This window comes from Paenibacillus sanfengchensis (assembly GCF_036864765.1).
In the GTDB taxonomy this organism is placed as follows: Bacteria; Bacillota; Bacilli; order Paenibacillales; family Paenibacillaceae; genus Fontibacillus; species Fontibacillus sanfengchensis.
Map to the genome: position 1 here is coordinate 1 of NZ_JBAGJC010000015.1, position 13116 is coordinate 13116.

The 13116-nt window shown below is 58.3% G+C and carries 5 protein-coding genes; 2 read left to right on the top strand and 3 right to left on the bottom strand.

Annotated features, from left to right (window positions below; translation table 11 throughout):
* Window positions 1–6565 (bottom strand): hypothetical protein (locus tag V4U84_RS22360; RefSeq protein WP_334078001.1); only part of this gene is annotated, 6565 nt, incomplete at its 3' end.
* Between the two features lie 164 nt (window positions 6566–6729).
* Here V4U84_RS22360 and V4U84_RS22365 point away from each other — a divergent pair.
* Complete coding sequence (locus V4U84_RS22365; RefSeq protein WP_334076244.1) at window positions 6730–8013, top strand: MFS transporter; 1284 nt, start codon at window positions 6730–6732, stop codon at window positions 8011–8013.
* Window positions 8014–9035: 1022 nt separating this feature from the next.
* Here the strand turns inward: V4U84_RS22365 and V4U84_RS22370 are convergent.
* Entirely contained in the window at window positions 9036–11009 is a 1974-nt protein-coding gene (locus V4U84_RS22370; RefSeq protein WP_334078002.1) for a glycoside hydrolase family 127 protein, read from the bottom strand.
* A 132-nt stretch (window positions 11010–11141) separates the two neighbouring features.
* Between V4U84_RS22370 and V4U84_RS22375 the strand changes: the two genes are divergently transcribed.
* Window positions 11142–12020, top strand: a complete 879-nt coding sequence (locus V4U84_RS22375; RefSeq protein WP_334075599.1) for a helix-turn-helix transcriptional regulator — start codon at window positions 11142–11144, stop codon at window positions 12018–12020.
* Between the two features lie 164 nt (window positions 12021–12184).
* Here V4U84_RS22375 and V4U84_RS22380 read toward each other — a convergent pair whose 3' ends face one another.
* On the bottom strand, window positions 12185–13090 hold the full coding sequence (locus V4U84_RS22380; RefSeq protein ID WP_334075600.1) for a hypothetical protein: 906 nt from the start codon (window positions 13088–13090) through the stop codon (window positions 12185–12187).
* Window positions 13091–13116 lie beyond the last annotated feature (26 nt).

Below are 13116 nucleotides of genomic sequence, written 5' to 3' on the forward strand. Positions count from 1 at the left end.
CCTCCGCGTTCACCGCTCCCGGCTGAAGATGCTGCGGGCCAATCGATCCCGCTTGCAGTTGGTCTCCGCCGAGCCCCGCCGACGGCAGCAGGCCATCCCGCTGCAGTTCGGCGGACAGCTGCCAGGTTTCCACGCTGTCCGGAGCGATGTGCCGCGTTTGAACCGCTTCATCGGCCAGATGGCCCGCTTCAACCGATTCCGCCGACAGGTGCTGACGCTGTACCGCACCGTCCCCGATATGGTGCTTCTGGACGGAGCCCGCCGTCAGATGATGGCTGTACACGGCGTTTCTTTGCAGATGATCCGGGCCTACCGCCTCGGTGCCAAGCACCTCCGCGTTCACCGCTCCCGGCTGAAGATGCTGCGGGCCAATCGATCCCGCTTGCAGTTGGTCTCCGCCGAGCCCCGCCGACGGCAGCAGGCCATCCCGCTGCAGTTCGGCGGACAGCTGCCAGGTTTCCACGCTGTCCGGAGCGATGTGCCGCGTTTGAACCGCTTCATCGGCCAGATGGCCCGCTTCAACCGATTCCGCCGACAGGTGCTGACGCTGTACCGCACCGTCCCCGATATGGTGCTCCAGCACAGAGCCTGGAGCGATGTGCCGGGCCTGAACCGCTTCGTCGGCCAAATGCACCGCATCAACCGATTCCGCCGACAGGTGCTGACGCTGTACCGCACCATTTACGATATGGTGCTCCAGCACAGAGCCTGGAGCGATGTGCCGGGCCTGAACCGCTTCGTCGGCCAAATGCACCGTATCAACCGATTCCGCCGACAGGTGCTGACGCTGTACCGCACCATCCCTGATATGGTGCTTCTGGACGGAGCCTGGTGCAATGTGCCGCGTTTGAATCGCCTTATCCGTCAGATGGTCGGCATGCACCGATTCTACCGACAAGTGTTGGCGCTGTACTGCACCATTACTTATATGGTGCTCTTGCACGGAACCCATCGACAGATGATGGCTATACACGGCATTGGTCCGCAGATGATCCGGGCCTACAGCCTCGGCGCCGAGCGCCTCCCCGTTCACCGCTCCCGGCTGAAGATGCTCCTGGCCAATCGATCCCGCTTGCAGTTGGTCTCCGCCGAGCCCCGCCGACGGCAGCAGACCATCTCGCTGCAGTTCGGCGGACAACTGCCAGGTTTCCACACTGTCCGGAGCGATGTGCCGCGTTTGGACCGCTTCGTCGGCCAAATGCACCGCATCAACCGATTCCGCCGACAGATGCTGACGCTGTACCGCACCGTCCCCGATATGGTGCTCCTGTACCGACCCCGCCGTCAGATGACGGCTGTATACGGCGCTTCTCTGCAGATGGTCCGCGCCTACAGCCTCGGCCCCAAGCGCCTCCGCGTTCACCGCTCCCGGCTGAAGATGCTGCGGGCCAATCGATCCCGCTTGCAGTTGGTCTCCGCCGAGTCCCGCCGACGGCAGCAGACCATCTCGCTGCAGCTCGGCGGACAACTGCCAGGTTTCCACACTGTCCGGAGCGATGTGCCGCGTTTGGACCGCTTCGTCGGCCAAATGCACCGCATCAACCGATTCCGCCGACAGATGCTGACGCTGTACCGCACCGTCCCCGATATGGTGCTCCTGTACCGACCCCGCCGTCAGATGACGGCTGTATACGGCGCTTCTCTGCAGATGATCCGCGCCTACAGCCTCGGCCCCAAGCGCCTCCGCGTTCACCGCTCCCGGCTGAAGATGCTCCTGGCTAATCGATCCCGCTTGCAGTTGGTCTCCGCCGAGCCCCGCCGACGGCAGCAGACCATCACGCTGCAGTTCGGCGGACAGCTGCCAGGTTTCCACGCTGTCCGGAGCGATGTGCCGCGTTTGGACCGCTTCGTCGGCCAAATGGCTGGAATCAACCGATTCCTCCGACAGGTGCTGACGCTGTACCGCACCATCTACGATATGGTGCTCCTGCACAGAGCCTGGTGCAATGTGCCGGGCCTGAACCGCTTCGTCGGCCAAATGCACCGCATCAACGGATTCCTCCGACAGGTGCTGACGCTGTACCGCACCATCTACGATATGGTGCTCCTGCACAGAGCCTGGTGCAATGTGCCGGGCCTGAACCGCTTCGTCGGCCAGATGCACCGCATCAACGGATTCCTCCGACAGGTGCTGACGCTGTACCGCACCATCTACGATATGGTGCTCCTGCACAGAGCCTGGAGCGATGTGCCGGGCCTGAACCGCTTCGTCGGCCAGATGCACCGCATCAACCGACTCCTCCGACAGGTGCTGACGCTGTACCGCACCGTCCCCGATATGGTGCTCCTGCACAGAGCCTAGAGCGATGTGCCGGGCCTGAACCGCTTCGTCGGCCAGATGCACCGCATCAACCGATTCCGCCGACAGGTGCTGACGCTGTACCGCACCGTCCCCGATATGGTGATCCTGCACAGAGCCTGGTGCAATGTGCCGCGTTTGAATCGCCTTATCCGTGAGATGGTCGGCATGCACCGATTCCAACGACAAGTGTTGACGCTGTACCGCACCATTTACAATATGGTGATCCTGCACCGATCCCGTCGTCAGATGGCGGCTATATACGGCGTTGGCCCGCAGATGATCCGGGCCTACCGCCTCGGCGCCAAGCGCCTCCGCGTTCACCGCTCCCGGCTGAAGATGTTCCTGGCCGATCGAGCCCGCTTGCAGTTGGTCTCCGCCGATCCCCTCCGACGGCAGCAGACCATCACGCTGCAGTTCGGCGGACAGCTGCCAGGTTTCCACACTGTCCGGAGCGATGTGCCGCGTTTGAACCGCTTCGTCGGCCAGATGGTCGGCATGCACCGATTCCAACGACAGGTGCTGGTGCTGTATCGCACCATTCACAATATGGTGCTCCTGTACCGACCCCGCAGTCAGATGGCGGCTGTATACGGCGTTGGCCCGCAGATGATCCGGGCCTACCGCCTCGGCGCCAAGCGCCTCCGCGTTCACCGCTCCCGGCTGGAGATGCTGCGGCCCGATCGAGCCCGCTTGCAGTTGATCCCCGCCGATCCCCGCCGATGGCAGCAGACCGCTCTGCTGCAATTCTGCCGACAGCTGCCAGGTTTCCACGCTGCCCGGAGAAATGTGCCGCGTCTGGACCGCTTCGTTGGCCAGATGGCCCGCTTCAACCAATTGCGCCGACAAGTGCTGACGCTGAACCACACCATTACCGATATGGTGCTCCTGCACCGATCCCGCCGTCAGATGGCGGCTGTACACGGCGTTGGCCTGCAGGTGATCCGGGCCTACCGCGTCGGCGCCAAGCGCCTCCGCGGGTACCGCTCCCGGCTGAAAATGGTGCGACCCGATCGAGCCCGCTTGCAGTTGATCCCCGCCGACCCCCGCCGACGGCAGCAGACCGCCCTGCTGCAATTCTGCCGACAGTTGCCAGGTTTCCACGCTGCCCGGAGAAATGTGCCGCGTCTGGACCGCTTCGTCGGCCAGATGGCCCGCTTCAACCAATTGCGCCGACAAGTGCTGACGCTGAATCACACCGTTACCGATATGGTGTTCCTGCACGGAGCCCGTCGTCAGATGACGGCTGGTCACAGCGTTGGCCTGCAGGTGATCCGGGCCTACCGCCTCGGCACCGAGCGTCTCCGCGTTCACCGATCCCGGCTGGAGATGGTGCGGCCCGATCGAGCCCGCTTGCAATTGCTCCCCGCCGATTCCCGCCGTCGGCAGCAGACCGTCCCGCTGCAATTCGGCAGACAACTGCCGGAACGAAACCGCGTTCTCTCCGAGATGACCGGATTGCACCGCCCCTTCCGCGATATGGACGGCATCGATAATTCCTTTCGCCAAGTGATGGGAATGGATGTTGCCCGAAGACACATGCTGGCTTTGCACCGCTTCATCCATAATGTGATAGCACTGCACAGCCTGCAATTTCAGATGCAGGGCGCCCACGGATTCATTTTGCAAAATCGTCCCGTCCACGCTGCCCTTCTGCAAATGAGACCTGCGGATTGAGCCGGCCTGAAGATCGTCGCTGCCGATCCCGTCGGTGGGCAGCAAACCGTTCTCCTGCAATTCGGGGGACAGATGGCCAATCGAGACGGCGTGCGGTTGCAGATGCCGGCCCTCTATGACCTGTTCTCCGAGCAGACGGCCGTCAATGCTACCTTCGGCCACATGACGCGAATCCACCGCGCCTTCAGCCAGATGCTCCGCTTGGATGGCCGCCTCCGCCAAATGGTAGCTTTGCACGGTCTTGGGACGAAGATGGGTTGGACCCACCACATGTTCCTGGAGCACTTCCCCGTCGATAATGCCCTTTTGCAAGTGGGCCCGCTGTATGGAAGACGGCTGAAGATCGGCCCCGCCGATGCCGTTCTCCGGCAGAACGCCTTCCTGCTTCAGGCCCTCGGACAAATGTTCCCGGGTGATCTCCGCGGACCCGATGTGCCGGGATTCCACCGCACCGTCTGCCAGGTGGACGCCAATTACGCTGCCCTCTCCCAAATGCTCGGAGCGAACCGCTCCAGCCGCAAGCTTGGCTGTGGTGACGGACTCATTTTGCAGGACCCGCTCGGAAACTGCAGCATCGGCGAAATGGATTTCCTGTACCGCTGCCGGCTGAATCTGTTCCGACCCAACTGCATTGGCGTCCAAATGCCGGACGCCCACCGCGCCGTTCGCCAAACTTTCACCCTGCACCGCGCCCGGAGCCAGGTGCCGAGATTCAACCGAGCCCGGAGCGATTTTCGAACCGGTGATGCTTCCCTCGGCCAATTTGGGGGCTGTTACGGCCAAGTCGTTCAGTTTATCGGTTGTTACGCTTTCGGGAGAGAGCTTTAAGGACGTCACCGCGAAGTCCTGCAAATGCCGGGAAAATATCGCCCCGTCTCCGATATGTTCTTCGCGGACGCTTCCTTCCTGAAGCGCGCTGCCATCAATGCTGCGCTCCGCAAGGTGCGGCCTTTCGATCGCACCCGGCCGAATATGCCCTGAATCCACCTGCTCCTGGCCGATCGCCCGGCCGGTGATCGAGCCGTTCGCCAACTTGCTCTCGGTTACAGCGCCGTCCGCGAGCTTGGCGCTTGTCACGCTGCCAACCTGCAAATGCCGTTCGGTCACCGACTCCGCTGCGAGCAGGCCTTCGGAAATCGATGCTGGCGCAATTTTGTCGCCCGTCACGGTCCCAGCGGCCAGATGCCAACCCTGGATCGCTTCGAAGGCGATTTTTTCCCCGTTCACCGAACCGGGAGTAAGATGCAGCGTCGTTACCGCCTCCGGGGCAAGCTGCGGGCCATGCACGGAGGACCTGGCGAGATGGCGCGTTTGCACGGCTTCCTCAGCGATTTTGCTCGGCAGGATGCTCTGATCGGTAATTTTGGACGAGGTTACCGCCTGGTCCACCAATTGAGACGTTCCTATCGATTGATCCGCCAGTTTCGTGGACTGGATGCCTTTGTCCGCCAGATGCTTGCCATGAATTTCGCCTTTACCGATCTGCCGCTCCCCGATGCTTCCCGGCTGAAGATGCTCGGCGTGAACCGCCCCCGGAGACAGATGCCGGGCTTCGATACTCCGATCCGCCAAATGTCCGGATCCGACGCTGCCATCGCCCAGTTGCTCGGCCCCCACGCTGGAAGCGGCCAAATGTTCCTGGCTGATCATGCCCGGAGCCAGGTGACGAACCGTAATGGCATTTTCGGCCAAATGGCGGCATTCAATGGAGCCGTCCTGCACCTTGTCGGATGTCACCGCCCCGTCGCGCAGCTTGGAAGTCGTCACGGACAAATCGCCCAGCTTCGAATTATCGACAGCTCCATTCTCCAGGTGGGTGGATTTGACGGATCCGCTGCGGATTTTCTCGGACGTCACCGACTGGTCCTGGATCAAATCGGTCGTGACGATCCACTCGCTTAAGTGACGGCTTTCGATGGAGCCGTCCGCCAGCTTGCCGCCATTAATGATCCCGTCCGCCAGCTTATCACCGGTGACGCTGCCGTCCTCCAGTTTGCTGCCGCTGATGGACCGGTCGCGGATGTTTCGCCCTTCCACCGCTCCGTCGATCAAATGATCGCCGCGGATGGCCAGAGGCGCGATTTTTGCTCCGTTCACGGCACCGTCGGCGATCTTGCTGCCGAGCACCGCGTAGTCGGCAATCCAGGCGGAACCGACCGTGCTGAACTTCAGCTTGGTGGCGTCGATCGTATAGGGAGCGATTTTGTCTCCGGTTACGGCGTACTCCGTCAAATCATCCGTATAGATAATTCCTTTCGAGGATGCCGTCGCCTTTTTTTCCGCCAACACGGTTTCCAACTGCTCCTCCCGGTCTTCAGCCCAAACCGCTTCGTCATCGGGATCATCCCCGGACGCTTGTTCCTCTACAAATACCTCCTTCACCGGAAGTTCCGGCGCGTAAATCGTTTGGTGAATTTTCATCTCCCGCGTCGGTTCGATCTTGATCTCCGGTTCCCCGACCTCGGTTTCCTCCAGCATCATTAACTCGTCAATTTCCGGATTATCTACGAAGTAGAGCGACTTCCTCGCTCTGCTGCTGGTCTTCGTGGTTTTGATTCGCTTTTTCAGAGCCGTCCTCCCCTTTGCCACAAGATGATCGTCTTAGGCATCATATGCGGCAGAATAGGCCCGTGTCACAGCAACTCCCGCCACCCGTGAAAAAGTAGAAATATTCCGTGGCAAACCTTCCATTTTTCTTGCCGGCCCGGAGAGCTACAATAAAACAAGTTCAAATGACTCCTGGAGGTAGCCCCATGAATCCCGATTTTAACGCGGCCGCGCAACCCAAGCCGGCGAAAGCCCAAGGCGGAACTTCATCCCCGCTGAACATTTACAACGGTACGAAATCCAACCGGCCTTTTCTTGTGATTCTTTGCAGTGTGCTGCTTTTGTCTTTCGGAAGTAAGCTGTACGAAATCATCTTGCCTTTGATGATGTATGACATCACACACTCCTCCGTGGCCATGTCCAGTATGAAGACCGCCGAGTTGCTCCCGAATTTCTTCTTTGCCCTGTTCATCGGCGTCTTGGTGGACCGCGTCGACAAAAAACGCTGGGTGCTCTGGATGATCGGCCTTCAGGCGCTGCTTCTGATCGGATTCGTTCTGTTTTTTCGCTCGGGCACCCATGTGCTACCGCTGTATTATGCGATCGGATTTTTGCTGATGACGTTCAATTACGGCTACTTCAACGCCCAGGTCAGCCTGACCAAGCTGGCCGTACCTACGCACCGGCTTACCTCCGCAAACGCCAAATTGTCATTTGCCGAAACGCTCGTCGGCATCATGGGACCGGCGTTGTCGGCCATGATCCTCTTGCTGCCGGACATTTCCGACGGGCTGCTGATTACCGCTGGCTGTTACGGCTCGTGCATGCTGCTGTTCACCCGGCTTCGCCTGGAGGAGAAGAGTGCCGGCGGCGGGGAGGGCCACGGGCAAGCCAGCTTGGCCAAAGCGTTTATGGAGGGCTGGACCGCCTTTAAAAGCAACACTTCACTGTGGATGATGACTGTATTCGTCATTTTTCTGAATTGCAGCTCGACCGTGGTCAGCACGACCGTGATTTTTTTCGCCAAAGATGAATTGAATCTGTCTTCTTCGGGGTTGGCCGTCGTTCTGTCGGCAGCCGGAGCGGGGGGACTTGCCGCCAGTCTCGCCATGGGAAAAATGCGCTTGCGCTTCGGCCTCGGCAAACTGTACGCCGCGTCCATTCTCATCAGCGGCGCGGGATATCTGTTCTTATTCCTTACCGACGGGCTGCCGGTATTCTTGACCGCCCTGTTCTTGACCGGATTAGGCTCGACCATCCACAGTGTCTGCGTTTACTCCTTTCGGCAGGAACAGACCCCGGCTCCGTTAATGGGCCGGATCGCGGGGATTACCGGTACTTTGTTCCGGGTCGGCATGCCAATTGCCGTGTATGCCTCCGGATGGATCATTGCCTGGTACGGCTCGGCGGTCGTTTTTCTCGGCTGCGCCGTTTGGAATCTCGTCGTACTGCTGGTATTGCTGCGGACCCGCTTGCGGGGATTGCTATAGTCTGTAGGCTGGCGACTCTCTCTAAATCCGCCCATTTAGAGCTTCTTCCAACTCCAAAAGATGCAAAATTCAGCTCCTTCTAGCATTTTTTGAGAAACGAACGGCGTTGCCTTGGTGCTGATATTTAAGACTTTTCGCTTCAACGTAGCGTGCTGAATTCGGCGCCCCGCAGTTTCCCTAGCCGCCCGTTGAAATAGTGGCCTTTGGGGCCGCTACTTCAGCCCGATTCGCCTTCACGAGGAAAATAGCGGTCAGAAAAGGCCTTATTTCCCTGCTGCGGGCACCGAAATCAGGGTTTGGCCTGCTTTTTCCCAGAATAAGACCCTAAAATGCACTAAAGTTGCATCAAACCTGACAGGGTGCTGCTTATTTTGAACCTTGTCGCCTCGGTGTGGCGAGTTGGATTCGGCGTGCCCCATTTCCCTAACCGCCGTCGCATGAGCAGCCTTGCAAGAAAGACGAAAATTAACGCTAACGGTTGCCACAGCCGTTATTTGTCCTGAAAACGCCGATCTCCCATTCTAACGGTCGCCACGGCGCTTATTTTCGCATAAACAGGCTGTTAAGGCGAGAATCCAGGGGAATAACGGCGCTCACGACCGTTAGAATTTCGAAAGGGCTACTTTTCGTTAAATAGCGGCTGCTACTGCCGTTAGACTCCTCTCAGGCGTTAGTACCAGCCGGAATGCCTGACCTTTTGCAGGAATTCATACTCGATTATATCGATTCGGGTTAATATTGGAAGAAAAAGATAAAATCTCCCGAAATAAAGCAGGACTACGCCACGCGTAAGATAGGGCTCTCATTTTTACCACACTCTTCTTTCATGTTAGGGTTAGTGCATCGCTAGTCAAAGGGTAACGGACTACGCCGAAAAGGATATTTAGCTGGAGAATATCCCATTAATCCTGCACTCCACCTCCGTTACAGCCGCCCGCCCGCGCCGACCGCCAATACAAAAAACCCGACCGCCGCGCACTCTGGCGGCAATCGGGCCTGGTCCCTTCACTATGTTCGCTCTATTATCGCTCTCTGACCCAAACGGTCATTTCGCCTTCGCCCCGGTTGGCCCAGGCGTAGTACGGGATGAACTTCACCGGGTGCGGCTTCGTCCCTGGTGCGGCTTCCGGGCTGTAGAGCCCGTTCGTCCAGTCCTCTTCCCGCAGCTTCTCGGCCTCGGCCCGGACGGTGACCACGCCGCCGAGAAGCTGTTCCTCCCGGACCGCCGTAAGCTCCGCCTCGCGAGGCAGCACGAGCTCGTGCAGGTTGGCGCCATTGTCCGCCTCCTCGAGGCAGTACACGAGCGGGCCTCTTTGCAGCGCGACTTTACCGGCGTTCGCGCGAACCAGCGGATGGCTATATATCCGCTGCACCGGCATTTCCAGGTCCAGCTCTACGCAATCGCCGGCCGCCCATTCCCGCTTGATCCGCACATACCCGTTCACTACGGTTTGATCGTTCAGCGGATAGGCCGAACCGTTGAGTTTGAGCGACGCGTGCTTGCACCAGCCCGGAATCCGCAGCGCCAGCACGAACCATCCTGCCGCCCCATCCGATTCCACCTCCAGCCGAATCTTGCCGTCCCACGGATAATTCGACGCCTGCTTCAACTTCACTTCACCGCCGCCCACTTCCAGCTGCGCCTCGCCGCCGATATAAAGATGAGTATACAGGGTATCTTCGTGCACGGTATAAATATACTCGCCCAAGGAGGCCAACAAGCGGGCAACGTTCGGCGGGCAGCAGGCGCACCCGAACCATTCCTGGCGTACCGGCTTGACATGGTCGTATTTGCGGTTGGCTCCGCCGCACGCCTTAGGGTCCACTTCCAACGGGTTGACGTAGAAGAAGTGCTTGCCGTCCCGGGACATGCCCCCAACCACCGTATTGTACAAGGCGCGTTCCATCACGTCGGCAAATTCCGCTTCCGGCGAGATCCGCAGCATCCGCTGGGCAAAAAAGATCAAGCCGATGGAAGCGCAGGTCTCCGCATAGACCGTATCGTTCGGCAAATCGTAGTCGAAGGAGAACGCTTCGCCCTGCGGCATGGAGCCCACGCCGCCCGTAATGTACATCTGCCGGGTGACGATGTTGTCCCACAGGCGCCGGCATGCGGCAAACAGGCTGTCATCTCCCGTTTCGGCGGCGACGTCGGCCATGCCGGTCAGCATATAGAGCAGGCGTACCGCGTGCCCGATCGCTTTATCCTGCTCCCGCACCGGGACATGGGACTGGCTGTATTCCAGATCCAGCGCCATATTCCCCGGCCAGTGGGTCTTGCCTCCGCGCTCCTCCAACTGAAGGGCATAGAAGTTCGGCTTCTGCCCTCGTTGATCCACAAAATAACGGCTGAGCCGCAAATATCGCTCATTCCCGGTAGCCTGATACAGCTTGATCAAAGCGAGCTCGATCTCCTGGTGGCCGTCATACCCCGCCAGCTTCCCCGGATCGGTGCCGAACACGCTGTCGATATGGTCGGCGAAGCGGCTGACGACGTCGAGGAGCTTTCTTTTTCCGGTGGCCCGGTAGTAAGCTACGCCCGCTTCGATCATATGTCCGGCACAGTACAGCTCATGGCACTCCGCCAAGTTGGTCCAGCGCTGCCCCGGCTCCTTGATCGTGAAATAGGTGTTGAGATAACCGTCTTCCTGCTGAGCCATCGCGATGATATCGATCAAACCGTCGGCGATCTCCTCCAATGCCGGATCGGGTTTCGATTCCAGCAGGTAGGCCACCGCCTCCAGCCATTTGGCGATATCGCTGTCCTGAAATACCATGCCGTAAAAGTCGCCCTGCTCCACTCCCGCCGCAATTTTAAAATTCCGTACGGCCCCGCTCGGTTCCGCACTGTTGACCCGGTCGTTCAAGGCGTCCCACTGATAGGGGACAACGACATCCCGTACCAGATTAATATAGTAACTCCAAAATTCATCCTGAATGTGCACCTGATGCAGCGGCACTCGAGCCGCGTAAGCCGTATTCGCGCTTTTGACCATCTTGGAGACTCCTCCTTTTATCGAAAAATCATACTGACAGATTTCATTCTAGCTTATATATTTAATAAATAATATAAGCGCTTCCAACCTGTTGTTTATAATATTTCACACAAACCAAGGAGGAGAGGCCCAATGATCAAAGCCGCCGATATCGTTCATATTCCGGCCCCGCCAGCCCCCTATTTTCTGGAATGCGGCCATACGGTCTACGCTGCCGGAGACCAGCATCCGAACCGGAAAAATCTCGGAGTTTTCGACCTGCTGTTGGTGGAGCGGGGAACCCTGTTTATTGGAGAGGAAGAGAAACGCTGGGAGCTGGGGGCGGGAGAAACGCTGCTGCTGCTGCCGGACCGTTACCATTACGCGTTCAAGCCGTGTGAGGAGCGCTGCTCTTTTTACTGGCTCCATTTTCACACCGTCTGTCCCTGGCAGGAAACAGCTTCGGGAAGCTTGCCTGCGCTCTATCAGCCGGAAGAGCATACCCGTGTTTACGGGACGGCGCCTTATTCCATTCAACTGCCGAAACATTGGCATCTGCCTTATCCCGGTCAAACCTATCGATTGATGGACAAGCTGCTTGCCTATACGACCGAGCGTCAATCCAGCGCTTATTGGTCCAGTCAGCAGACATTCGACGAACTGATCCGCATGATGGATTTGCGCCAACTTGAGCAGTATGCCTCCCCCGTCGTCACCGTGGCCGAACAGACGGAGGCGTATATCAAAAACCATTATCGTTCCGAAATCACCAGCGAAAGCTTGTCCGAAGCCCTGCATTTTCACTATAACTATATTACGAGGTGCCTGAAGCAGGTATACGGTATGACCCCGCATGAATATTTGCTGCACTACCGTCTGGAACAGGCCAAACTGCTGTTACTGAAGACCGAATGGCCGGTGTCGGAGATCGCCAAGGATGTCGGTTTCCGGAATGCCCCTTACTTCTCGAACCGGTTTACGATCAAAAACGGCTGTTCGCCGCAAAAATTCCGCAAGCAGTACTCCCAATGAAAAAATGTCCATCGACTATAGAAAAAGCTACCCATCTTTTCCCTTAGGAAAGAACGGGTAGCTTCTGACAAGAACGCCGGTTAGCGATATACACTCATCGGCTCGTGATACGGAACCTCACGGTACATTTGGCTCCCCATTCCGAAATATTCCCCTTAAATTCCCTACCGGTTCACGATGGTATTCAGGGAAGCGAAGGCCAGCGGGCCAAATCCTTCCGAAGCCTCGCCATGCGGCATGTTTACCCTGAACATATATCCTTGGCCGTCCACTTCTTTAAGGATATATTCCTTGGTCAGCTTCTCACCGCTTGCAACCAGAAAGAGCGACGCGTCCCGCATCGAAGCATGGATTTCCTCGCCCTTCCGTTCTTCGACCTTGCCGGTTTCGGCCAGTTCTTTTTTGGCATCCGCCGCAATTTGGTCCAGGCTGTAGTCGGACGGCAGCTTGACAATTTCGACGAAATAGTTGTTGTCGTAATCCATCTTTAACTTGTTCTCTTTGGCATCGAAGGTGAAGCCGTCAAAAGCGTAAAAGGCATAGCCTTCGCCTTCAGCCAGCTTGGCCGTTCGCTCTTCCTTCATCCCTTCAAGTTCGACCTCAACGGTTCGTGTCGCCGGCAAATCCCCCGCGGGTGCCTGCTTGCCGCCGGAACCCGATTCGGCTTGTTCACCCTTGCCTGCTTTGGCCAGTTTGGTGATGGTCTTTTGGATCAGGGAATCGTCACCTTCGACCTTTTGCTCCACATATTCAAATTGTACGGTCTCCTCCGGATTCAATCCGTCGGCGAGTTCCTGTACATCCTGGTTCAATTGGAAGGCTTCCGGATTTCCATCCACCCGGATTTCGGCGGAATGGTTATCGATCAGGCCTACCCAGACCCCTGTCCCCTGTTTCGTTTCCGATGGCGTCTCGGAGTCGTTCCGGTTCGGTTCCCCGTTGCCCGGGTCGGTTTGATTAGTCGGCGGAGCGGAGTTTGCCGGGGCATTATTCTTCCCGCCGCAGGCGGCCAGCGAAACCGCGAGTACGGCCACCATGATGGAAACGAGCCATTTCTTGTGTCTGATCAATAGTAACACCTCCATCATAACGAACG